This window comes from Aeromonas piscicola (assembly GCF_000820005.1).
GTDB lineage: Bacteria > Pseudomonadota > Gammaproteobacteria > Enterobacterales > Aeromonadaceae > Aeromonas > Aeromonas piscicola.
On record NZ_CDBL01000073.1, the window covers coordinates 142152 to 167048 of the forward strand.

At 57.3% G+C, this 24897-nt stretch carries 17 protein-coding genes and 1 pseudogene; 11 read left to right on the forward strand and 7 right to left on the reverse strand.

Annotated features, from left to right (window positions below):
- Positions 1–266, reverse strand: a pseudogene (locus BN1128_RS18670) (methyl-accepting chemotaxis protein); the annotation flags it as partial.
- Positions 267–529: 263 nt separating this feature from the next.
- On the opposite strand from BN1128_RS18670, the gene hutW reads away from it, so the two are divergent.
- Complete coding sequence (gene hutW / locus BN1128_RS18675; protein ID WP_042871525.1) at positions 530–1897, forward strand: heme anaerobic degradation radical SAM methyltransferase ChuW/HutW; 1368 nt, start codon at positions 530–532, stop codon at positions 1895–1897.
- A 65-nt stretch (positions 1898–1962) separates the two neighbouring features.
- Here hutW and xseA read toward each other — a convergent pair whose 3' ends face one another.
- Positions 1963–3333 carry an exodeoxyribonuclease VII large subunit gene (xseA, locus tag BN1128_RS18680; protein ID WP_042871527.1) on the reverse strand — a complete coding sequence of 457 codons (1371 nt, stop codon included), beginning with the start codon at positions 3331–3333 and terminating at the stop codon, positions 1963–1965.
- 308 nt (positions 3334–3641) lie between these two features.
- Here xseA and BN1128_RS18685 point away from each other — a divergent pair, with 308 nt between their 5' ends.
- Positions 3642–4193, forward strand: coding sequence for a cytochrome b (locus BN1128_RS18685; RefSeq protein WP_033115204.1), 552 nt, complete (start codon positions 3642–3644; stop codon positions 4191–4193).
- A gap of 281 nt (positions 4194–4474) precedes the next feature.
- Here the strand turns inward: BN1128_RS18685 and BN1128_RS18690 are convergent, their stop codons facing one another.
- The 4 genes from BN1128_RS18690 to BN1128_RS18705 form a co-directional block, all read right to left on the reverse strand.
- A complete protein-coding gene (locus BN1128_RS18690; protein ID WP_042871529.1) occupies positions 4475–4897 on the reverse strand; it encodes an ExbD/TolR family protein in 423 nt (140 codons plus the stop codon).
- On the reverse strand, positions 4897–5649 hold the full coding sequence (locus BN1128_RS18695) for a MotA/TolQ/ExbB proton channel family protein (protein ID WP_042871531.1): 753 nt from the start codon (positions 5647–5649) through the stop codon (positions 4897–4899). The genes BN1128_RS18690 and BN1128_RS18695 overlap by 1 nt, the downstream gene beginning before the upstream one ends.
- Positions 5650–5651: 2 nt before the next feature.
- Positions 5652–6407 (reverse strand): energy transducer TonB, encoded by a 756-nt coding sequence (locus tag BN1128_RS18700; protein WP_042871532.1) that lies wholly within the window; start codon positions 6405–6407, stop codon positions 5652–5654.
- Between the two features lie 267 nt (positions 6408–6674).
- Positions 6675–8543, reverse strand: a complete 1869-nt coding sequence (locus tag BN1128_RS18705) for a potassium transporter Kup (protein ID WP_042871534.1) — start codon at positions 8541–8543, stop codon at positions 6675–6677.
- A 419-nt stretch (positions 8544–8962) separates the two neighbouring features.
- On the opposite strand from BN1128_RS18705, the gene guaB reads away from it, so the two are divergent.
- The 6 genes from guaB to BN1128_RS18735 all read left to right on the forward strand — a co-directional run bounded on the left by guaB (position 8963) and on the right by BN1128_RS18735 (position 19708).
- A complete protein-coding gene (gene guaB, locus BN1128_RS18710) occupies positions 8963–10426 on the forward strand; it encodes an IMP dehydrogenase (protein ID WP_017412971.1) in 1464 nt (487 codons plus the stop codon).
- A gap of 83 nt (positions 10427–10509) precedes the next feature.
- Entirely contained in the window at positions 10510–12090 is a 1581-nt protein-coding gene (gene guaA, locus BN1128_RS18715; protein ID WP_042871537.1) for a glutamine-hydrolyzing GMP synthase, read from the forward strand.
- 382 nt (positions 12091–12472) lie between these two features.
- A complete protein-coding gene (locus BN1128_RS18720; protein ID WP_021141118.1) occupies positions 12473–12745 on the forward strand; it encodes a hypothetical protein in 273 nt (90 codons plus the stop codon).
- Positions 12746–13315: 570 nt separating this feature from the next.
- On the forward strand, positions 13316–17140 hold the full coding sequence (locus BN1128_RS18725; protein ID WP_042871540.1) for a hypothetical protein: 3825 nt from the start codon (positions 13316–13318) through the stop codon (positions 17138–17140).
- 332 nt (positions 17141–17472) lie between these two features.
- The gene (locus tag BN1128_RS18730) at positions 17473–18846 is read left to right on the forward strand and encodes a leucine-rich repeat-containing protein kinase family protein (RefSeq protein WP_042871542.1); all 1374 of its coding nucleotides are present in this window, start codon (positions 17473–17475) and stop codon (positions 18844–18846) included.
- A gap of 214 nt (positions 18847–19060) precedes the next feature.
- Positions 19061–19708 carry a thiopurine S-methyltransferase gene (locus tag BN1128_RS18735; RefSeq protein WP_042871544.1) on the forward strand — a complete coding sequence of 216 codons (648 nt, stop codon included), beginning with the start codon at positions 19061–19063 and terminating at the stop codon, positions 19706–19708.
- A 307-nt stretch (positions 19709–20015) separates the two neighbouring features.
- On the opposite strand, the gene BN1128_RS18740 is transcribed toward BN1128_RS18735, so the two are convergent.
- Positions 20016–22790 carry an insulinase family protein gene (locus BN1128_RS18740; protein WP_042871546.1) on the reverse strand — a complete coding sequence of 925 codons (2775 nt, stop codon included), beginning with the start codon at positions 22788–22790 and terminating at the stop codon, positions 20016–20018.
- Between the two features lie 162 nt (positions 22791–22952).
- Between BN1128_RS18740 and sixA the strand changes: the two genes are divergently transcribed.
- From sixA to BN1128_RS18755, 3 genes are all read left to right on the forward strand, one after another.
- On the forward strand, positions 22953–23420 hold the full coding sequence (gene sixA, locus BN1128_RS18745) for a phosphohistidine phosphatase SixA (RefSeq protein ID WP_042871547.1): 468 nt from the start codon (positions 22953–22955) through the stop codon (positions 23418–23420).
- Between the two features lie 133 nt (positions 23421–23553).
- Positions 23554–23760, forward strand: coding sequence for a DUF1107 domain-containing protein (locus tag BN1128_RS18750; RefSeq protein WP_042037401.1), 207 nt, complete (start codon positions 23554–23556; stop codon positions 23758–23760).
- 201 nt (positions 23761–23961) lie between these two features.
- Positions 23962–24882 (forward strand): DMT family transporter, encoded by a 921-nt coding sequence (locus tag BN1128_RS18755; protein ID WP_042871549.1) that lies wholly within the window; start codon positions 23962–23964, stop codon positions 24880–24882.
- Positions 24883–24897 lie beyond the last annotated feature (15 nt).

Genomic DNA, 24897 nt, shown 5'->3' on the forward strand with positions numbered 1-24897 from the left:
GCGCGGATCAGGCGAGCCTCGACGATCCCCGCCTCGCTCTTGAGCTTGGTCTGCACGATTTGTCGGTTGGCGATGGCTCCCGTCATCATCATGACGTTGAGCTGATCCATGTAGGTGTTGGCGGCGCTCTCGACCTTTTCACCGGCCAGCCGGATGGCGAGATCCCGTTGCAGCCAGGCGGAGAGTTCGAAACTGAGGGCGAAGGTACAACCTATCACCAGGGTAAGGGGAAGGAAGATTTTCCAGTTCAGTGACAGATTTTGCATCGTTTGCAGGGTCCATGCGCAAGTGGGCGAGCGTCAATGCCGGGCGACTCTCCCCGCGCTCGCTCGTCAGGGCGGGGGAGATGGTTCTCTATCGGCTCACCCTACCCCATCTTGAGTAAATTATCTGTTAACTGGATCCATGATGGAGGTTAAGGATGGGTAGCAAAGCTGGGTTGTCTGAGCCTGGTTTGATCCAGCACAAACCTGGCATAAATTGATAGTGGTTATCATTTGCATTATTTCCATGCGGTAACCAGCCAGCGATGACATTACACCTGACCCCGACCATGACCGGACTCGACACGCCGGATCCCCTCAAATTTGCCTTCGTCGCCAAAACCTCGGCCCATGCCAGCCGGGGTGGCATTCGCCCTTTCACCCTTGACCACGGGGGCTGGCAAGCCTGGTGGCAGCAAGGGAGCGAGGCCGGGGAGCGGGCGCTCTATATCCATATTCCGTTTTGCCGCAAGCGCTGCAGCTTCTGCAATTTCTTCGAAAATGGCGCCAATCCGGCGCGCATGAGCCGTTACATGGCGGCCCTGTGCGACAGTCTGAAGCAAGCGGCGGATACCCCCTTTGGGCAGAGCAAGCCCTGCTCGGCCGTCTATGTGGGGGGCGGCACACCGACCGACATGGCGGTTGAGGATCTGGCGCAATTGGCCAGGGCTATCCAGGCTTTTCCGCTGACCGCAGATGCCGAGGTGACCCTGGAGGGGCGCCTCAACGGCTTCGATGATGCCAAGTGGCAGACAGCGCTGGCGGGGGGCTTCAACCGCTTCTCGTTCGGGGTGCAGAGTTTTGACACCCGGGTACGCCAGCAGGCGGCCCGCTTCGATGACAGGCAAACCCTGCTGGCCCGGCTGGCCGAGCTGACCCGGGATGATGCCGCCGTGATAGTGGCGGATCTCATCTTCGGTCTGCCGGGGCAGGATGATGCCGTGTGGCGCCAGGATATCGCGGACGTGATGGCCAGCGGGGTGCACGGCGTGGATCTCTATCAGCTGATCGCCATGGCGGGCACCAACCTGGAACGGGCCGAGGCGAGCGGCAAGCCGGGCTGGGCGGCCGATGGTCAGCAGCGGGCCGGCATGTATGCCTATGGCGCCCAGACGCTGGAGCAAGGCGACTGGCAGCGGCTCTCCTGCAGTCACTGGCGGCGCGGCGATGCCGAGCAGAGCCGCTACAACCAGATGGCCAAGCGCGGCGCCGAGATCCTCCCCTTCGGGGCGGGAGCCGGAGGCAGCGTGCACGGCCATGGCCTCATGTATGGCCGGGATCTGGCCCTCTGGCACGAGGCGCTGGCAGGCGGTGTGCGGGCGCCCGGCATGGTGATGGGGAAGAACCCCAATGCCCTCATGGACGGTCTGCTGCGCGGCGCCCTCGACAGCGGCTGGTTGACGCTGGCTCGTCTACCCGCATCGTTGCGGGCCCACCTGCTGCCGCTGTTTGAGGCCTGGCAGCGGCACGGATTGGCGACGCTCACGCAAGCGCGGCTTGAACTGACCCTGGCGGGGCGTTTCTGGAACGTCAATCTGCAGGCAGGCTTGTTCGAGTACTTGCAACTCAATCCGCTGGCGGGATCTGATGCGGTGCCGGCTCCGGCCGACATGGTGCGCCACTCACTGGTGTGACGGACAGGCGTCAACGAAAGGGAAGGGGATGAAACGGGGGCGCTGCAAAGCGCCCCCGGGTTCAGTTATCGGTTGTGCACCTCTTCCACCCGCACCTGCAGATGCCCCTCTGCGAGCGTGGTGACCAGGGTTTGCCCGGCATTCACCTGGGCGGCGCGGCTGATCACCTCACCGCTCTGGGTACGGGTGATGGAGTAACCCCGCCCCAGGGTGGCGAGCGGGCTCACACCGTCGAGGCGGGCGGTGAGCATGGCGAGGCGGTGGCTGGCCAGATCCTGGCGTTTGGTGATCAATGCGTAGAGTCGCTCCTCGGCCAGCTGGTGGCGGCGCTTGCCAGCGGCCAGCAACCGCTCCGGGCTCTTGCCTTGCAGGCGCAGTTCCAGGTTGGCGAGGCGCCGCTCCCCCTGATGCAACCGTTGATTCATCAGCTGTTGCAAGCGGGCGGAGAGTTCGTCGAGGCGCTGGGATTGCTGCTCCAGCCGCCGTTTCGGATCCTGATGGTCGAGCCGTTTTTGCAGCAGCGCGAAGCCGTGGCGGGCGGCGATCTGGTGGCGGCCAATGCCCTGTGCCAGCCGTTGCCACAGATGGGCGAGGCGCTGGATGCGGGCCTGGTTGTCCGGTGCCACCAGTTCAGCTGCGGCCGATGGGGTGGGGGCGCGAAGGTCGGCGGCAAAGTCGCTGATGGTCACGTCCACCTCGTGGCCCACCGCGCTGATAATGGGGATGGCGGAGTTGGCAATGGCGCGCGCCACCGCCTCTTCGTTGAAGCACCAGAGATCTTCCAATGAGCCGCCGCCGCGACCGACGATCAGCACGTCCACCTCGGCGCGGCGGTTGGCCAGGGCAATGGCCGCGACGATCTGGCCGATGGCGGCGCTGCCTTGCACCTGGGTCGGGTAGATAAAGACGGGCAGATCCGGCGCGCGCCGTTTGAGCACGGTCAGCATGTCGTGCAGGGCGGCACCGGTGGCGGAGGTGACCAGTCCCACCGCTCGCGGCTCGCGGGGCAGCGGCCGCTTGCGACTCTCGTCAAACAGCCCTTCGGCCCCGAGGCGGCGCTTGAGCTCTTCGAAGCGCATGGCCAGCACGCCATCGCCTGCGGGCTGCATCGACTCGATGATGAGTTGATAGTCGCCGCGCGGCTCGTAGAGGGAGACCCGCGCCTGCACCAGCACCTGCATGCCATCCTGCGGGCGAAACGCCACCCGCCGGTTGTTGCCCTTGAACATGGCGCAGCGCACCTGCGCCCCCAGATCTTTGAGCGAAAAGTACCAGTGACCGGAGCTTGGTATCGCCAGATTGGAGAGCTCGCCGGTCAGCCACACCAGTCCCAGATCCTGCTCCAGGATCATGCGCACGGCGCTGTTGAGGCGGGTGACTGTAAAGACCTGCTGCTCGCGGCCGTTCGCCGCACTGGATGAGGTAAATCGGTTCAAAGGCGCACCTGTGGTCTGCTCCGGCTGCGCCGGGATAAAACGATGGCCGCTATCTTAACCCGAAACTGGGGGAGGGCGCTAAACAGGAGGTGCCTGCAGATCCCGGCACGCTCGCACAAAGGGATGAGTGGCCGGCCAGGGCCAGCAGCAGAAAAGCAAGATTGGAAACGCAGCCATTTATCCGGACAGGCAGTATGGCTCCCGACAAAAGCGTTCGCGATTGCCCGCAGCGGGTCACTTTTTGCCGTTGATATTCAGGGTTCCACGACCTTGACCACCTTTACCCACCCCCCTGTTTGGAGTAGCTCATGAATTCCTCGATCCCGTTAAGTTTGACGACCCGCTTGCTGCACTGGTCGGTTGCCTTGCTGATGATTGGCTTGACCCTGCTGGGTTATCTGATGGTGAAATTTGAAATATGGGATCTCTACGCCCTGCATAAATCCCTGGGAGTCATTGCACTGGTCTTGATCCTGCCACGCGCCATTATCCGCCTTGGCAAAGGGTGGCCGACGCCAGTTCGCCAATATCCCGCTTACGAGGCATTGGCAGCCAAGGCGATCCATTGGGGATTGCTTGTTTCAACCCTGCTTATTCCGGTTTCAGGTCTCTGCTATTCCGGCGCGGCCGGGCGTGGCGTTGCCCTGTTTGGCTGGTTTATTATCCCGATGAATCCAGATATCAATGATCCTGCCAATGTCATTCCATACAGTGAATCCATTCGGGATATTGCCCATGCCGTCCATGTTTACTTGCCCTATATCATGCTGGCCCTGTTGCTGGTGCATATTGTCGGGGCGTTAAAACATCACCTGCTGGATAAAGACCTTACCTTGCTGCGAATGCTTGGCCGGAAATAACCGGTTCGATGGGGGTTGGGTCGCTGGAAATATCAGGTGATCGGGTGTGCAGCGGTAAGGGGGGGCAAGGGTTGTTGTTACTGGCTTGGTGTTGTTGAGATGGGGGGATGGTAAAGACCCGCGACTCACAGCCCGTCGCCGTACTGGATGGGGTATATAGGTTCAATGGCATACCTGTTGTCTGCCCTGGCTGCGCCGGGATGATGGCCGCTGTCTTAATCCGGCGCGCGGCAGGAGCCGCTATCTGGCCCCTGCTTCTGACATGGCCCTCCTCTGTCCCCTTACTTGCCGTCAGGCTGACTGACAAAGGCAATCTTGTGCAATCCATGCTGGGACGCCTGCGCCATCACCTTGGCTATGATGCCGTACTCGACCCGCTTGTCGATGCGCAGCTGGATCTCGGACAGCTCCCCCTCGGCCTTGCCGGCAGTCTCCATCTGGGCGAGCAGGGCGGCCTCATCGACCTCCTTGTCGTTCCAGTAGATCTTGCCGGTGCCATCGATGGCGAGGGTGATGTCCTCCTTCTCCGGCTGATTGAGCAGGCTGCTGGCCTCCGGCAGCTCGAGTTTGACCGCATTGGTGAGCAGGGGGGCCGTGATCATGAAGACGATGAGCAGCACCAGCATGACGTCGATCATGGGGATCATGTTGATCTCGGAGAGGGGCTGATCGTCTCCGTCGTCCGACAATTTGCCAAATGCCATTAGCCGTGCCCCTTCTTGGCTTCCCGCTCGGTCAGCTGGGTCACGTTGGAGGGGGCCTGCTCAAAGCCCGTCACCAGCAGGGCAAACAGGTCGTAGGCAAAGGCCTCGAGCGCGGCCAGCTTGAGGCGATTGCGCCGTACAAAGAAGTTGTAGACAAGCACAGCCGGCAGGGCGACGGCGAGGCCAAAGCCGGTCATGATCAGCGCCTCGCCCACGGGGCCTGCCACCTTGTCCAGACTGCTCTGGCCGGCGGCACCTATGGCCAGCAACGCATGATAGATGCCCCAGACGGTACCAAACAGCCCGATGAAGGGGGCCGCCGAGCCCACGGAGGCGAGGAAGGCCAGGCCGTGTTCCAGCCTTACCCGCTCGTGGGTAATGGCTTGGCGCAGTGCCCGCAACAGATACTCGTCCGGTGAACCCAGCTTGAGCGACACTGTCCGCTCCCCGGCCCGGTTCAGTTGCGCCACCGTCGCCAGCGCCGTGCTGGTCACACGCCCATAGGCCTCCTGCGGCGGGAGATGGGCCAGCTGGCGCTCCATATCCTGCACGCTTTCGTGCTGCCAGAAGCGGGTCACGAATTGTGCGTTGAGGCGCCGCTCGCGCTGACCCAGCACTATTTTCAGCAGGGTGTAATAGCAGGTGCCGAGGGACATCAATACCAGCAAAATGAATGGCAGCAGCCCCACACCGGTATTTTGACTGAGCAGATGGGCGACGCCCATCCCGTTGTTTGCGATTTCCGGATCCATATTCAAGCCCTTAATTTAAAAATGATGGTGACCTTTGCCCAGGCCTCGACGGCCGCATTGTTCTGTTTGGCGGGAATAAAGCGCCAGCGACTGACCGTCTTGCGCGCCGTCATGTCCAGCCGCCGATAACCGCTGCCCTTGTCTACCTCCACCGAGGAGGCGGTGCCATCGGCCGCCACCAGCACATTCAGGATGACGCGCCCCTCCTCACCCCGTCTTCTTGATTCATAGGGGTAGGGTGGCTCAGGGTTGTTCAGCCGTGCATCGCGGGCGATGGGGGCGCTGCTGCCAGCCCCGCTGCCGCTCTGCTGAGACTTGACCGGCGCACTGCCACTGTCGCCTTGTGGGGCATTGGCAGCCACCGGCGTGGCGGAGGCCGGGGGCGCCGCGACCGGTTCTGCCCTGGCCACCTGAGTGGCCTTGGGTGTTGGCGGTGCCGGCACCCTGGGTGCTGGTTTGGCAATGGTTTTTTTGACCGGTTTTTTAATAGCCTTCTTTTGAACCGGCACCGGCTTTTTGACCAGGGGCTGCGCCTGGGTGGCCGCTGGCGCTTTGGCCGGCGCGTCGTTGGTGCTGGCCTCGCCGACCCAGCGGGCCGACAGGGTCAGCGGCAGGGGCGGAGTGATGGGCGCAGGCTGGTGTTCATAGAGCCACCAGAAGGCGGCAAGATGCAGGATGACCGCGATGGCAAGGCAAGCGAGGCGGACGGCATCGGGATCGTTGGCGGGCAGTGTTGGCCTCGGGTTGCAGGCATCCATCACTGTCCTCCATTCCAAATCGACATGTTCATACTCAAACGGCTAGTGTGCTAGAGCCAGGACAGGGTGCTAGCATGCCTGATGACACCAATCACAAACAACAACCATTATCAATCGTATTTTAATCGAATGATACAACCGCCAGACACTGGCCGAGCCGCTACCCGTCATGCGGGATCCGGCATGCGCTAGCCAGCCGCATCCTGCTAGCCGGGTGAACGGGGTGGAGTGCCATCCGGAGGTTTGCATCGGGCGCCGGGCTACCAGTCACAGCTCCAGCAAAACCCCCAGCTCCACCACCCGGTTGGCCGGAATATGGAAGAAGTCGGTCGCCTTGAGGGAGTTGCGATTCATCCAGACGAACAAGCCTTCCCGCCAGCGTGCCATGCCGGGCAGGTCGGTACTGACCAGATTTTCGTGAGAGAGAAAGAAGGAGGCATTGCTCATGGAGACCTTCAGATCTTGCTGGGCACACGCTTGGAAGATCTCCTCTATGGAAGGGACCTCCTTGTAACCAAAGTGCGCCACGACTTGCCAGAACCCCTCTCCGAGGTGGGTGAGAACGATGCGCTCCTTGAAAGACAACCAGGGCTCATCCTTTATCTGGATGGTCAGAAAAATGACCCGCTCGTGCATGATTTTGTTGTGTTTCAGGTTGTGTAACATGGCATGAGGAACCACCTGCACCGACTTGGAGAGGAACACGGCCGTACCCGGCACCTGCAGTGGTGGATGAGCCAGCATGTTGTTGACAAACCCTTTCAGCACCAGTGACTTGTGCTCAAGCTTCTCGAGAACCAGCTCTCGACCGCGCTTCCAGGTTGTCATCACCACTATGGTCAGCAGCGCGAACAGGATGGGCAACCAGCCTCCGGCCAGGAACTTGGTGGTATTGGCGGCAAAGAAGGTGACATCGACCAGCAGGAGAGGGGTCCCCGCGATCACGATCAGCCAGGTTGGCCATTTCCAGCGATGGGCTGCGACCACCATCAGCAACAGGGTGGTGATCGCCATGGTGCCTGTCACCGCTATGCCATAGGCAGCGGCCAGATTGCTGGAGCTTCTGAACCAGAATATCACCAGCACTATGCCGGCCAGCAGCAGCCAGTTCACCACTGGCAGGTAGATCTGGCCAATCTCATGCTCGGAGGTATGGCGGATCTCCTGGCGTGGCAGATACCCGAGCAGGATAGCCTGGCGTACGACTGAGTAAGTGCCGGATATGACGGCCTGGGATGCGATGACAGTCGCTATGGTCGCCAGGACCAATAACGGTATGGCCATCCAGGTGGGGGCGAGTAAATAGAATGGGTTTTCAATGGCCTCAGGACGGCGCAGTAGCAGCGCCCCCTGGCCGAAATAGTTGAGCAGCAGGGCCGGCATCACCAGAGAGCCCCATGCCAGCCGGATCGCGCCTCGGCCAAAATGGCCCATGTCGGCGTAAAGCGCCTCTGTGCCGGTGACGCAGAGCACGACCGCGCCCAGGGTGATGAAGGCCACACCTGGCCGGGTGAGCAGAAAATCAAGGGCATAGAGGGGATTGGTGGCCTGCAGGATAACAGGGTTTTGCACGATTTCACTTGCCCCGAGTCCTGCCAGCACGCCAAACCAGAGCAACATGATGGGGCCGAAGAGTCGGCCTATTCCTGCCGTGCCGTAATGCTGAATGCCAAACAGTATCACCAGCACTATGAGGGTTATGGGCAAGACGAAAGAGGCCAGTTCAGGGGCGACCACCTGCAGGCCCTCGACGGCAGACAGCACCGAAATCGCGGGGGTGATCACCGCATCCCCGATGAACAAGCCGACCCCGACCAGCCCCAGCAACATGACCAGGGAGCGGGCCTTGGGCGACAGGCGGCGTGAGGCCAGGGAAGCCAGGGTCAAGATGCCCCCTTCACCCTTGTCATCAGCCCTTAATACCAGCAAGACATATTTAAATGAGACCACGATCATGATGGTCCAAAAAAAGAGAGAGATGATCGACAGGATCTCGGCAGGGGCCGGCTGCAGGCCAATATGCCCGGCAAAGGACTCCTTCAAAGCGTAGAGCGGGCTGGTGCCAAGGTCACCGTAGACAACGCCCAAGGCGGCCAGGGTAATCGCCATGCGCCCTTGATGATGTTCATTGCTCATCATGAAATTCCATTTCAATTCAGAATGTTAATTATGATACGCGAGGTTTGGTCAAAGTGAACACAGCGATATTCCCCACGGCCCCGGCTGATCTGCATGCCGCCATCCGTTGCCCCGGCCATGTCAGCGCAGCCTGAGTTGCGTCATATGGGAGTGTCTTGGCAAGCGAGTGTGTGACCTTGGGATCCGGGTTGGCGACTGGGCAGAGGGCCACTTTGCATAAAACAGCAGTCTGGCAACTCTTCTGCCCCCAAAGTGCCCTTTTAGGACTGATAATCTTGTTTTTTTGGCCTCTTGGCACGTCAAACACGGGCTACGCCATAAAAAATTCAAAAAACTTCTTTACCAGTGACCAATCGGTGAGTAAACTTTGTCGGCAATATTTTACACCCCCACTTCCTCAACGGTGAGATATTGCCATGCTCAGGATTGCCAAAGAAGCGTTAACCTTCGATGATGTACTGTTGGTTCCCGCCCACTCCGATGTTCTTCCCAATACTGCCGATCTGCGTACCCAGCTGACATCCTCTATCAGCTTGAATATCCCCATGATTTCCGCTGCCATGGACACAGTGACCGAAGCCCGTCTGGCTATCGCACTGGCCCAGGAAGGGGGTATCGGCTTTATCCACAAGAACATGTCCATCGAGCAGCAAGCTGCAGAAGTGCGCAAGGTCAAGAAGTACGAGAGCGGCGTGGTCACTGACCCCGTCACAGTACGCCCTGACATGACCATCGCCCAGGTCAAGGAGCTGAGCCACAAGAACGGCTTCGCCGGCTACCCGGTCGTGACCGAGGGCAACCTGCTGGTCGGTATCATCACCGGCCGCGACGTGCGCTTCGTGATCGATCTCTCCCAGACAGTCGAACAGATCATGACCCAGAAAGATCGTCTGGTGACCGTGCGTGAAGGGGCCCCTCGTGAAGAGGTGGTTGCCCTGATGCAAAAGCACCGTATCGAGAAGGTGCTGGTGGTCAACGCCGATTTCAAACTCAAGGGCATGATCACCGTCAAAGACTTCCAGAAAGCCGAACGCAAGCCGAACGCCTGTAAAGACGAGCGCGGCCGCCTGCGCGTTGGCGCCGCCGTCGGTGCCGGTGCCGGCAACGAAGAGCGTGTCGCCGCCCTGGTGGAAGCCGGTGTGGACGTGCTGCTGATTGACTCCTCCCATGGCCACTCCCAGGGCGTGCTGGATCGCATCAAGGCGACCCGCGATGCCTATCCTGAGCTGCAAATCATCGGTGGCAACGTGGCCACTGCCGCTGGCGCCCTGGCGCTGGTCGCTGCCGGCGTCAATGCCGTCAAGGTGGGTATCGGCCCGGGTTCCATCTGTACTACCCGCATCGTGACCGGTGTCGGCGTGCCCCAGATCACTGCCATCTCCGACGCCGTTGACGCGCTGGAAGGCACGGGCGTGCCCGTGATTGCCGATGGCGGCATCCGCTTCTCCGGTGACGTGGCCAAGGCCATCGCCGCTGGCGCCAGCTGCGTCATGGTGGGCTCCATGTTCGCCGGTACCGAAGAGGCGCCGGGCGAAATCGAGCTCTATCAGGGCCGCTCCTTCAAGTCCTACCGTGGCATGGGATCTCTGGGCGCAATGTCCAAGGGCTCCAGCGACCGTTACTTCCAGACCGACAACGCCGCTGACAAGCTGGTGCCGGAAGGGATCGAAGGGCGCGTACCGTACAAGGGCCGCCTCAAAGAGATCATTCACCAGCAGATGGGCGGCCTGCGCTCCTCCATGGGCTTGACCGGCTGCGCTACCATAGACGACATGCGCACCAAGGCCGAGTTCGTGCGCATCTCCGGCGCCGGGATGAAAGAGTCCCACGTCCACGATGTGACCATTACCAAAGAAGCCCCCAACTATCGGATGGGCTGATAAAACGGGGCTGCGGCCCCGTTTCTCCACCAGTTTTTATCCCCGAGCCTTTTGTTACAACATCAGCCTGATGCAGGAATAAAATGACTAAAGACATTCACCAGCACCGTATCCTGATCCTGGATTTCGGTTCCCAGTACACCCAGCTTATCGCCCGCCGTGTCCGTGAAATCGGCGTCTACTGCGAACTGTGGGCCTGGGATGTGACCGAAGCACAGATCCGCGAATTCAATCCCAGCGGCATCATCCTCTCCGGCGGCCCCGAATCCGTGACAGAGGCTGGCAGCCCCCGTGCCCCCGAGTATGTGTTCAACGCCGGTGTGCCTGTGTTCGGCATCTGCTACGGCATGCAGACCATGGCCGAGCAGCTGGGTGGCAAGGTGCAATCCTCCACCGAACGTGAATTCGGTTATGCCCAGGTGGAAGTGCTGGGCCAGACCAATGCCCTGCTGCGCAGCATCGAAGATGCCATCGCCCCCAACGGCAATGCGCTGCTGGACGTCTGGATGAGCCACGGCGACAAGGTCACCGCCATCCCGGCCGACTTCACCACCATAGCCCAGACTGCCACCTGTCCCCATGCCGCCATGGCGTGCGAGGCCAAGGGCTTCTACGGCGTGCAGTTCCACCCGGAAGTGACCCACACCCGTCAGGGTGCCCGCATGCTGGAGCACTTCGTCAAGGACATCTGCGGTTGCGAATGCCTGTGGACCCCGGCCACCATCATCGACGACGCCGTTGCCCGCATTCGCGAGCAGGTGGGTGACGACGAGGTGATCCTGGGCCTATCCGGCGGTGTCGACTCCTCCGTGGTCGCCATGCTGGTACACCGCGCCATCGGCGAGCGCCTGACTTGCGTCTTCGTTGACAACGGTCTGCTGCGCCTGAACGAGGGTGAGCAGGTGATGGAGATGTTTGGTGATCATTTCGGTCTCAACATCATCAAGGTCGAAGCCGAAGAGCGCTTCCTCTCGGCCCTGGCCGGTGAAGATGAGCCGGAAGCCAAGCGCAAGATCATCGGCCGCGTCTTCGTTGAAGTGTTCGACGACGAAGCCAAGAAGCTGAAAAATGCTCGCTGGCTGGCACAAGGCACCATCTATCCGGATGTGATTGAATCGGCTGCCAGCAAGACCGGCAAGGCTCACGTCATCAAGTCCCACCACAACGTTGGCGGCCTGCCGGCCGAGATGAAGATGGGTCTGGTCGAGCCGCTGCGTGAGTTGTTCAAGGACGAAGTGCGCCGCGTCGGTCTGGAGCTGGGTCTGCCCTACGACATGCTCTACCGTCACCCCTTCCCGGGCCCGGGTCTGGGCGTGCGCGTCCTTGGCGAAGTGAAGAAAGAGTACTGCGATATCTTGCGCCGCGCCGACGCCGTCTTTATCGAAGAGCTGCGCAAAGCCGACCTCTACAACCAGGTCAGCCAGGCGTTCGCGGTCTTCCTGCCGGTGCGCTCCGTTGGCGTCATGGGCGATGGCCGCAAGTACGACTGGGTGATTGCCCTGCGCGCCGTCGAAACCATCGACTTCATGACCGCCCACTGGGCCCATCTGCCGTACGACTTCCTCGGCCACGTGTCGAATCGCATCATCAACGAGATCAATGGCATCTCCCGCGTGGTGTACGATGTCTCCGGCAAGCCGCCCGCCACTATCGAATGGGAATAAGCGGCTCACACCCTTCTGCCCTTCGAGCATAAAAATGCAAAAAAGACGCCCTTGCGGCGTCTTTTCTTTTTCCAATCGTTTGCGCCTCAATTTTCTGCTCATTAGCCGCTTTTTGGCCTCATCGCCCCTGTCAGATGTGACAGGGGCGCTTTGCGGATCCGGTACTAGGCTCTGCCATGCCAATTGAGACCGGTGCTGTGAGGCGGCGATCGTGGCAAAGGGGAGGGCCAGCAGGCGCGTTAACCAGCGCAAGATGGCCCATCGTCATACCATTGAACTTTCTCGGTATGTCACCCCAGTGGAGACCAGCAACCACTTGAATCAACGGGGCGGAACCCGAACAGCCAAACGAGTAGGGACAAGAGATCACGGAGGGTTTGTTATGTCAGAACAAGCAGTGTTGGTGGGTGGATGGACCGCATATCACAAGCTGACCGCCGAGGATCAGGCGGTATTTGACCAGGCGCTGAAAGGATTTGTCGGGGTGCAGTACGTACCCTTTGAAGTCTGCACCCAGGTGGTGGCCGGCACCAACTACCGCTTCAAGTGCAAGAGCACAGTGCCGCTTGCCAAACCGATCCATGGCGAAGCCGTGGTGCAGATCTTCAAATCACTGGACGGGGATGCCCATATCACCTCCATCACCCCGATCTGATTTGGGGGCGGGGCAAGGCGGGGAGGCGGAATAACCTCCAACCTGTTTGCTCCAAATCCTGAAAATAAGAAAGACGCCTTAGGGCGTCTTTTCTTTATCTACGATCCGGCACCGTTGATATGTGGCCAGCATTGGTACTTATTATTTAATTTTTTGATCTTGCTCAGGAAACTATCATCATCCTCTTTTTCTTATCTTCCTTGCTCACTAGGATAGTCGTATGGAGTGGTCTCTTTGGTGTCATCTATGAGCCAAGCTAAGTACATTGCGTGGGTTAAAAGCAGCCAAACTAGGGGTTGTCGTGCGGTAGTGTGGCTGTTATTGGGGTACGCCGCGAGTATGTTGAACGCCAGTGGGGACCGCAGTGGATGGAAGCGAATGCGGCCAGATGCCAGTGACAGTTTGGTAATATTATGATTTAAAATGAGTTTTTGAGGTGGTTATGAAGATGAAGCGGAGTTATACGGAAGGTACTGCTATTGAATTAGTACCGCCTTCCATCTAATCACTGTTATACGCTCTTTCAATGTTACTAATATCAATTTGCAATATAGGGACTTTTGAAACCTAATGATATTTTTTGAACTTGAACCTTCTGATATCTCAAATCTCAACGATGCTGATCTAAGAGAAATGGTCGCTAGGTTGTGTGAAGTGGAATTGATTCGCCAAGATATTCAGACATCTTGTGTTCTGTGGGGGGGAGCGCAGGAAGCTGCTGATGGTGGTCTTGATGTTCGAGTTGTCGATGCTATCCCTTTATTAAAACCTGGCTTTGTAAGTCGTGAAAATACTGGTTTTCAAGTAAAGAAAAACAATATGAGTAAAGCAGCTTGCAGAAATGAGATGCTTGATAAGGGAACGCTAAAAACTGTTATATTAGATATCTTAGGAAAAAAAGGCGCTTATATAATTGTTAGTGGCAAAGATGATTGTTCTGATAAAATGCTATCAGAACGTCTTCTGGGAATGAAATCTGCGCTCGAAGGCTTGCCAGATAGCGAAGATCTTCTGATTGACTTTTATGGTCGGGATCGACTCAGCGCATGGTTGAGACAATTTCCTGGGGTTGCCCTGTGGGTTCGCTCTAGGCTAGGCAAGCCATTATCTGGATGGCGACCGTTTGGGAGATGGACTTCCACCCCAGTCGATAAAGATGATGAGTTCTTGCTTGACGAACACCCTTGCGTCATCGATATGAATTCACATCACAAAGAGCCTATAGCGATTTCGGATGGAATCAGGCTTGTGCGTGAAAGATTACAAAGATCTGGCTCGGTGGTACGAATAACAGGCCTGTCAGGAGTAGGAAAAACACGCTTTGCTCAGGCACTTTTTGAAAATGATGTATGCGATAACTCTCTGCCGAGAGCGAATGTAATATATGCAGATCTTGGTGATGACTTAACTCCAACAGCATCTGAGCTTGTCTCGTACTTGATAGCTAATGATTTTTCAAGCTATTTGGTATTGGATAATTGCCCACCAGATGTTCATAGAAAACTGCAAAAGCAGGTTTCGGCAAATCAAGCAAAGTTGAGTCTTCTTTCTATCGAGTACGATATTTCAGATGACCGCCCAGAAGAAACAGAAGTAATACACATCGAACCATCAAGCGAGGAGACCGTATCTAAACTTATTCAAAAGAGGTTTCCGTCTCTAGGGCGTGTTAATGCCGATAAAGTTGCAGAGTTTTCCGGAGGGAATGCACGTGTTGCGATCGCATTGGCAAGTAGGGTGGGCACAGATGAGACCTTGGCTAATTTTTCTGATGAAGACTTGTTTCAGAGGCTCTTCAATCAAAGAAAAGGGACAACCGAAAGTTTGCTTGAAAGCGCAGAGGTTCTATCCCTAGTTTATTCGTTCAATGTTTCCCCGAAAGAGCTTAATGATGAATTGAGCACTCTTTCTAGAATTGGCGGATTTGAACGTGACAGGTTGAATCGCAGTCATGCAGAGCTATTGCGGAGGCAGTTATCGCAAAAGCGGGGAAACTGGCGAGCAGTACTCCCGCATGCAGTAGCTAACCGTCTCGCACGGCGAGCTCTTCAGAACATCGATCCTGATAAAATTAATGCTGAGTTGTTAAAGGCTGATAATTTTCGTTTATTCAAGTCATGCGCTCATCGACTAGGATATCTGCATGACTTTGAACCTGCTAGATATCTCGCCAATACATGGATGAAGATTGATGGGCCATTTCATAACATTGCACGGTGCAATGCTGAGTTGCTTATGGCACTAACTCACATTGCACCAGTGTTTCCAGATGTAGTGTTAATCGCTATAGAGAATGCTTCGGAATCTCCAGATTTCTGTTCACGAGATAATCAAAATTTCTCTACGTTCGTTCGATTACTTAGAAAAATAGCATATGAAGATAAGTACTTTGACCGTGCTGCCGGGCTAATTCTTCGTTTTGCGGAAACAGAAAATGTTGGCGAGAACAACAATAGTATCGCTAGTCAATTGGCGAGCCTTTTTTCATTATACCTCTCTGGGACACAGGCTACGCCAACGCGAAGACATTCTTTTGTGAAAAGAATGTTAGGTGTTGACAACTTGAGACAGCTTGAGATTGCGCAGGATATTCTTAAGTCTGCGTTTGAGGCTTCTCATTGGAGCTCATTTGGAGAATTTGATTTTGGCGCTCGTAGCAGGGACTTTGGATGGGAGCCGACAACGAATAAAGAGATATTAGACTGGTACGTAGGTTATATTGAGCTATTAGTGCCATTTTTAGATTCGAACAATGAACCCCTTTGCAATTGGGCAAAGATGATACTAGCAAACCACTTTGTAGGACTATGGAGCTATGCTGGCTGCTTTGACATTCTCGAAAACATAGTGCGTAAATATGGCACTGGCGGTAAATGGCCAGATATGTGGATGGCCATTAAACGGACAATCCATTACAACGGGAAGAACCACACACCTGAGTTATTTAAAAGAATTGAAGCACTTGAGCATTTTTCCGCACCGGCGGATCCCTATTTCGAAATCGAGGCATATGCTCTGACTAACACATGGGATCACGTAGAATTTAGGGGGGAGAGTAACACAGAAGATTCTGAAAAAATTCATCAGAAGATAGAAAAGCTAGGTGAGCTTGCGTCATCTGAACCAGATTACCTTGAAAGATTGGCGCCAAGGTTATGGGAAAAAAATATTGATGCGCTTTGGTCATTCGGCAAAGGGTTGGCTAAAGGTTCATCAGACCAAGCTTTAACCTTTGATACGCTTGTCCGCCTGATGAAAAAGCAAGAGCTAGAAGTAGTAGAGCCTATCCTCTTTCGCGGTTTTATTGCTGGTGTTCATTCCTGCGACCCTAGCTTGTCTCGGAGACTTCAAGAGTCTGTATTAGGTGTGCCAGAGCTTAAAAAGTATTTTGTTAATATTTTGACTGCAACGCCGATAGCCCCTTGGGGGACAAAAAAACTTATTGAGCTGGCGAAGGCTGGTGAACTGGAAGCATGGAGATTTCAACAGATAAGTTACGGTCGAGTTCATGAATCCATTCCTGATGATGATTTAACAGAATTACTTGCCGCGCTTAATGGTTTAACCGATGGGATTTTTTCAACCATTGAAATTTTGAGTATGCGATTCTTTAATAAAAAGGGTAGCAACTACAGTCCTAACTATGACCTGCGGTCTGTCGGAAGACAGGCCATTTTGAAGCTTTTATCAATGCATAGGGACGAAATTAGCAGGCGGCAGTTCCATGGAATAGACCGTGTTATTGCAGAGTGTTTATCAGAGCCAGCACCGGAGAATGAAATTCGCAATATTATTAACTTGCTCTGCAATGGCATTGAGACGTATCGATTATATGGCTTCGAATTAGAAACTATCATAGCTTATCTAGTGGAAAGCTATCCTGAATTTGTACTGGATCGAGTGTTAATAGATAGTAATAATAGCGAACAACTTATATATTTACTTTTCAAAGACAGGGGCCTCCGTAGTATCTCACCATTGAACTTAGTGCCTATCGAGCGCGTGCTACATTGGTGTAATGGAAATCAAGATAGGATTCATAAAGTAGCAGGTGCCGTTTCGGCATACACGTCCTTAGACAAGGAATTACAGCCACTAGACAACCCAAAGAAAGTAATTCTCAGTCATCACATTAGCTCCCTTTTAGATGCTGCAGAAAACAAAGTAGAGATAGTTGAAGCTATTTTCTCTAGGTCTTATCCTAGTGGATGGTCAGGATCACTTGCCGATATTCTTGAAGTTCGTTCGGAGGCATTCGCAGAGCTATTAACTCATGTGTCACCTGAGGTGCGAGAGGTGGCTAAGACCAAGCTTTCTCTTCTAAATAGGGCTATTAGAGAGAATAGGGAGAGTGAGGTCGAGGAGTACAACCGGCGGGAGCAAAGATTTGAGTAGCTATTTTGCCTCTTGTCGGGGGCGTATAACAAAGCTCTGCTGTCGGAGAATTTTTACGCAGTGCTCCAAAATTACCGCAGAGCGCGGCGTGAGAGGCACATGTGATGGACTGTACCGTAGGGTGCAATGCGCTGCGCTTATTGCACCCTACGTTTTTCGTTAATCCGCTGGGGTGGTGTGGCGGAGTGCTGAGCCTTGCCAAAGCAACAAAAGGGGCGATCTGCGCCCCGAATTCTTTATAATGCCCCCCTTTAAAACCGTCGGACGCAGGTTCGGCGCGAGCTGATGGCTGGCTACGCCATCAGGCAGATGATCAGGATTGAGAAACGGTTATGCATACTCTGGAACAGCTGCGTGCGGGTGAACTGTGCGGCGCCCGCCATCTGAAGCTCTCGGAAAATCTCGTGGAGTTCCCACCCGAGATCCTCAGCCTTAAAGAGACGCTTGAGGTGCTGGATCTGACCGGCAACCAGCTAAGCTCGCTCCCTGACGAGCTGGCCGGTTTCAGCAAACTGCGCATCATTTTCTGCTCCGAGAATCGCTTTACCGTGCTGCCCGAGGTGCTGGGGCGCTGCCCGGCACTCACCATGGTGGGCTTCAAGGCCAACCAGATTTCCACAGTCCCCGCCGCGTCGCTGCCAGTGGGCTTGCGTTGGCTGATCCTGACTGACAACGCCATCGAACAGTTGCCCGATGAGTTGGGTCAGTGCGCCGCCCTGCAAAAGCTGATGCTGGCGGGTAATCGCCTGCGCGAGCTGCCTGCCAGCCTTGCCAACTGCAGTAATCTGGAGCTGCTGCGGATCGCCGCCAACCGCATTGAGCGCTTCCCCGACTGGCTGCTGGCGCTGCCGCGCCTCGCCTGGCTCGCCTATTCCGGCAACCCTTTTAGCGAGAGGGAGGAGGCGCGGGCCATCGATGTGGATCATGTGGCTCATATCGCCCCAGTGCCGTGGCGGGCGCTTGAGTTGGGTGAGCTGCTGGGGCAGGGGGCCTCTGGGGTGATCCACAGTGCCACCCGCATCACTTGCGACGGATTGCAGGGTAACGGGCCGCGCTCGGTGGCGGTCAAGCTGTTCAAGGGGACTGTGACCAGCGATGGCTTGCCCCATTGCGAGATGGCGGCGTCGCTGGCGGCCGGCACTCATCCCAACCTGATCAGGGTGTTGGGGAAGGTGGCGGATCACCCCTCCGGCATGCCGGCGCTGGTGATGGAACTGATAGACCCAACGTTTGCCAATCTGGCGGGCCCGCCGAGTCTGGACTCCTGCACTCGCGACGTCTATCCCGCAGGGTTGTCGTTCCCCCCGGCTGCCGTGCTCGCCATGGCGCAGGGCATAGCGGCTGCCGCGGGGCATCTGCATGAGCGAGGCATCATGCACGGCGATCTCTATGGCCATAACATACTGCACTCCTTGCAAGGGAAGGGTCAGGTGCTGCTCGGCGATTTTGGCGCTGCCTCTTGCTACGACCGCACGGAATGCGTGCTGGCCGAGGGGCTGGAGCGGATAGAGGTGAGGGCCTTTGGCTGCCTGCTGGACGAGTTGCTGGCACGCTGCCAGCCACAGAGCGAGGCACTGCAGGATCTTGCCCTGCTGGCTCGGGCATGCCTCTGCGAGCAGGTGTTGCAGCGACCCTCGTTCGCGCAGATCTCGGCCAGGATAACGGCAGTGGCGGCCATGATGGAGGCCGAGCCCGTCTGTGCCTGAGCCTGCGCGATGAGCGGGCATCTGACTGCGAGCAGGGGCTGCACAGCAGGCAGCAGACTCCCATGACACAAAGATGTCAAAAAGACGCCTTGGAGCGTCGTTTCATGTTGCAATCGTTTTTCTGGCAAAAATCACCCATCGGCCCGGCGCAAGGCTTGCGTGCGCCGGGTTAAGTTGTGATATTGAGGCATCTTCAGGTAACAGGGGTATTAGGATGGAAGCTGCGTTTTGGCATCAGCGTTGGAAAGAGAACCGGATTGGCTTTCATCAGGCAGACTTCAATCGCTGGCTGCAATCCTGGTGGTCTGCCCAGCAACAGGATGAACCCGTGCTGGTGCCCCTGTGTGGCAAATCCCGCGACATGCTCTGGCTCAATGGCCTGGGCCACCCCATCGATGGCTTCGAGCTCTCGGCGCTCGCCATCGAGCAGTTTTTCAGTGAAAACCAGCTCACCGATACCCTCAGCGAGCTGGGCCCCTATCAGTGTCATCAGCACGGTTCCCTGCGCATCCATCAGGGGGATTTTTTTGCCGCCCCCGAGCTGGGGCGTCGCTACCGGCTGGCTTATGACAGGGCGGCGCTGATCGCTTTGCCAACGGAGATGTGCCGCCAGTATGCGGAGCTGATGAGCCGCCTGATGGAAACCGGTGGTCAGATCCTGCTGGTGACCCTGGAGTATCAGCCGGAGCAGCAGAAACAGCCGCCCTTCTCGGTGGGGGAGATGGAAGTGCGCACCCTGTTCGAGCGCGATTTTCGGGTGGAGGTGCTGGGCAGGGCGGCAGAGGTGGATCACCCCAGAGTGCTCTCCGGCCAGCTCTCCTATTTCGATGAAGTGGCCTATCGCCTGATCCGCCGGGGCTGAGGCGCAGTTGAAAGTGTGATCCCGCGCGACAAAGCCGCAGGTCACGGACTCTTTGCTACCTCCTTTGACATAGATCAACGTGGCAAGGGAGGGGAGTGCCTAAGATGAGCCTGTTTCTCAATCACTGTTGGCATCGGCAGATGAGCTCTGGTTTGAACCATATGGCCGATCATCAACTCAGTGTCTGATTTTCACGCTCATGTTCACTTTTGGCGGCTTAGGTCGCAATTGATTATGGTTTTTCCAGCCGACCCCCAGGGGTCGGCTTTTTATTGGGCGGGAATTGCTGATGGACAAGTATGCCTGCTCAGGCCTCGAAGGTGCTGGCGTTGAGTCGAAACGCCTTGGGGTCGTCGATAAACTGGCCCGTGATGCGCTCGTCGTGTTCGTGACCCTGGCCATAGCTGCAGAGGATCAGCCTGTCCGAGGTGCGTGAGCGCAGCTGTATGATGAAGCGCACCAGATCGGCGCGGCTCAGTATGCCCACCTCCTCGCACACCCTTTCCCGCTGATCGAAGCCCAGATCCTTGTTGCCTATGCTGACCCAGAGCCGCTGGCCGCGACTGCGCAGGTTGGCATCCCGTTCGCTCAGCTGGGCCTGCAGGCCCACCTTGCTGTCTTGCCACTGTTGCTCGGTCAGCTCCAGCATGGCCAGCGGGAAGAGGTCGATGAACTCTTCCACCGCATCCAGCAAGTGCTGGGGCCCTGCCACTGGCGACTGGATATAGAAGATGAGGCCGGGGTGACGGTTGAGGGGCAGGTTGCCGGCACCTACCACGTACCCCAGCTGCTGGCGGGTACGCAGCTCATGGAAGAAGGTGGACGACATTATGTGGTTGGCCAGGGTGAAGCAGGCGAGATCCCGCGCCCGGGTGGTGCGGGACTGGTAGTAGACCAGCAGCGCCGAATCTTCATGCTCGCACCCCTGCTCGCGAATGAGGGTGCCCCTGTTTTGAATGGAGATGAGCGGGCGGCGGGTCTCGGCACTGGGCTGGCTGTGGGTGCCAAGGTGGCGCTCCAGCAGGGCGGCCAGTTCGAGCGCCTCGGCGGCATTCCAGTCACCGTGAACCAGCGCCTCTATGTGTACCTCCCCGAACAGCTTGGCGACAAACGCCGGCATCTCACCGAGTTCCACGGTGCGCAGATGGCGCAGCAACTGCTCGAACGGCGGGTTGTTTGGTTGCAGCAAACTGGTGAGCTGGTTGAACAGCTGGGAGATGGGCCGCGCCTTGGACTGGTTGTCCCAGTTGCGGATGAGCTGCTCTTTTATCTCGGAGAAGCGGCCCGGATCCGGATAGCCCAGGGTGCGGTTGCCGAGGATCATGTCGAGCAGCAGGGGTTGCTTGTCGGCAAAGCCGCTCAGGTTGATGGTAAAGCCGCCCTGATGGGCATAGATCTGGTAGCCCAGCCCCGCCAGCTCCGCCGGATAGGTGAGGGCGTTGAGGTGATCGGTGAGCAGCTCTACCGCAAGCCGTGCCATGGCGATGTGGCGCGGGCTTTTGACCGCGTGCTCGCTGTCGATGGAGATGTAGAGATTGCCCTTGGGCACGCTGAACTGATGCTCGTGCAGATGCCAGAGCCGAAACCCGGGCCTGTCGATGATGCAGGCGGGCATGTCGGCCTGCAGCGCTGGCTGGCGCGGATCGAGCCGGTTGCTGATAAAAGGGTTCGGCAAGGGCAGGGTGAGGGCCGGATCAGGTTCGCTCTGCTGCCAGTGGATCTTTTCCGCCTCCGTGATGATGTCGACGCCATAGGGGGTCTGATACCAGCGGGCCAGGCGATCCGTGGCCAGCTCCGGCGCCGTGATGGTCATGCGCAGATTGTGTGGCGTGAGCTTGGCGAGCAGGCGGTGGATCAGCGCCTCGTCGTATTCGCGCATCATGTAATCGCCGTAGAGCAGATCCTCGGGCGTGTAGCTGAACAGGTTCAACACCAGCCCGGAGACGGTGTCGAGGGCCCGGCCCCGCTCCTGAAAGCGGAACGCCGACTCGAGCACGGTGCGCTTCTCTTCGTAGCGCCAGCTCTCCACCCCGCCGCGCTCGATGAGCTTCAGGTAGCCGAACAGGGCGGCCACTATCTCGTTGACGTGTTCGAGCCCAAGCGGCGTGAGGCCGAAACTCACCCCGAAATCCTTGAAGTTGGCGCCGCTGATGCCGCCCCCGGCGGAGAGCTGGTTGACCCAGCCTTTTGCTTTCAGCAGGGAGAGCAGACTGCCATCCCCTTCATAGCCGATGAGGTGGCTCAGGAAGGTGAGGGGTTTTTTGTCATAAAACTCATCCACATTGGGCAGCGGAAAGGTCAGCGCCAGCTTGCGGGTTTCCTTGACCGGATTGATGCGGATGCGGATGCCGAGATCGTCGAGGCGATAGAGGGGGGGCGTCAGTGCCGGTATTCCCAAATTGCGATTCAAAATGGGAGCGAAAAAGCGATCGCACCAAGCCATCTGGGTCTTTATGGATTCAGGCGAGATCATCACCAGCGCCATGCGATCCGCGCTGTAGTGAGATTCGTAGAACCGGATGAGATCGGCGCGCAGATCCCGACCGGGCAGATCCGCCAGGGTATCCAGGTTGCCGACCGAGAACTTGGAGAAAGGGTGGGCCGGGTTGACCGTCTCTTTATGTACCTGGTAGCTGCGGCGCACATCGTCCTGCAGCTTGAGGCGGTACTCGGAGTCGACCGCGTTGCGCTCCTTGTCCACCCACTCGGGGGTGAAGGTGGGGCAGATGAAGAACTGGGAAAAACGGTCGAGACCGGCCTCGAAGAAGCCGGTGTCTATCTCGAAAAAGAAGTTGGTGAACTCGGTGCCGGTCCAGGCATTGTTGCTACCGCCATGACGGCTCATAAATTGCTGGTACTCACCAGGCTTGGGATAAGTGCGGGTACCAAGGAACAGCATATGCTCAAGGAAATGAGCCATCCCCTGCCGATCGGCCGGATCGTCGAAATGACCGGTGTTGACGGCCAAGGAAGCGGCAGACTTGTCGGTATCGGGATCGCAGATCAACAAGACCCTGAGCCGGTTTGCCAGCTCCAGATAGTGATATTGCCGATGGTCATTAGGGCTGGCATATGGGCTCATTGGCGCGTGACTCATGTTGGATTTATTTGAATTTAAACATGATTATCGACCCCGCTATCCAGTGAGGCAAACCCTTTTCTGAGAGGTAGCGCAATTGTTTCCCCCGGCATGGCGGGGTAAGATCCCCCCGCTATCAAAACAGGCCCCTTGGGCGAGGTTGTAATGAAAATCTACATCATGCGTCATGGCCAGGCTGGCATGAATGCGAAAACAGATGAACAGCGTCCACTGACCGAGCAGGGCATTGAAGAGTCCATCCACATGGCCAGTTGGCTGGCGCCCCAGCTGGACGGGGTACTGGATTTGGTGGTTCACAGCAATTATCTGCGCGCCAGACAAACCTGGCAGAGCATATGCAGTGAATTGCCCAAGGCCACCAAGGTCGAAGAGAGCAAGGAGATCACTCCCTATGGGGATCCTGCTTTTGTCGCAAGCTATCTCACTGCGTTGGCGGCAACACATGACCATATTTTGATGGTCAGCCACCTGCCACTGGTGGGCTATCTGGTGCAGAGCCTCTGCCCGGCGGCAGGTGCCCCCATGTTTGCCACGTCAGGCATGGCCTGTATCGAATGGCAAGATGGCAAGGGGGTATTGCTCTGGCTGGAAGGACCACATACAATACGCTAAAAGTTAATAAAAAGTTATAAATTGGTTTTTTGGGGAAGAGAGTCGCGATTTTTCCGGATTTTTATAAAGAATTTACGGAATTATTTCGCAGAAGCTGCTGTCATACGGATACAACTGCAAGAGGTTGCAAACGATGAGAGTGTTCAAGAAGTACCTGCCACTGATGGTGGCAAAACATGTCAAAACCTTCTTCAAGGGACGGATCTATATCCACGGCAGGGGGCGTTTTGATTTCCAGTCAGGCTTGCTGATGATGCCAACGCCAGCTGACATTCCCCACCGCCAGACCGTGGTCGAGGTCAACGCCATGATCTCCAGACTGCACATGGATGCGGCGTGATTATTTCACTATCCCATCCAGACGCTTCATGCCCGCCACCGTGCGGGCATGATTGTTTTTGGCCCTGATCTGCTCGAGTTGGCTCTGTTCGATTCCGTTTCAAACCTGCCTGCATTGGCAAGGCCGGCAAGCACTTGCTAATCCTGTTTGCCTCTCTATACTCCCGCCGGAAATACCCGCTCGTTTTTTCTGGATATAGTGATGCCCCTTGCCTTCTTGTTTCCCTTCTCCTGCATGGCCATCTGGGCTGGCAACGCCATTGTCAGCAAGCTGGCGGTTGGGGTGCTCTCACCCGCGGCGCTGGCCTGGTCGCGCTGGATGGTGGCCGCCATCATCTTGACGCCTTTCCTCGCGCACCGCGCCTGGCAGGATCGCGCCAAGCTGCGGGCCGGCTTCTATCAGCTGGCGGCGTTGGCCCTGCTCGGCATGGTGTTGAACCAGACCTTCGGCTACTACGCGGCGCAGACCCTGGGGGCGACCGAGATAGGTCTGATGATGGGGCTGACCCCGCTGATGACGGTGCTGCTCAGTATCTGGCTGCTGCGTGAGCGCCCCACCTGGGGCGCCCTGCTCGGCGGCGTCATCTCCATTCTGGGGCTGGCCATCTTGCTGGGGCAGGGGGATCCCTCCCGCTTGATCACCCAGGGCATTCACATCGGCTCCGTCTATATGCTGCTGTCGGCGGCGACCTATGCGCTCTACAGCGTGCTGCTCAAGAAGTGGGATCTGGGGCTGGACAACTGGTCCATGCTCTATGGCCAGGTGCTGTGCAGCCTGCTGTTTCTCACCCCATTTTACCTGCTGGTGGACGGGCAGTGGCCAGATGGCCGCGCGCTCTGGCTCATCCTCTACGCCGGTATCCCTACCTCGGCCTTGTCACCCTGGCTCTGGATGCAGGGCATAGCTCTGCTGGGGGCGAGCCGTACCGCCATCTTCATGAACCTGTTGCCGGTGATGACGGCGGCGCTGGCCATCTGCTGGCTCGGGGAAAAGCTGACCAGTTATCACCTGATAGGGGGCGGCATGACGCTGCTCGGGGTCTTGCTGGCACAGCTGCTGGTGCAGCCTGTGGCGCTGCGTCGCCGAGCCAGGGTAGTGCTGGCGAGCTGTCGGGAAGATTGAAAAAAGACCGCCTTC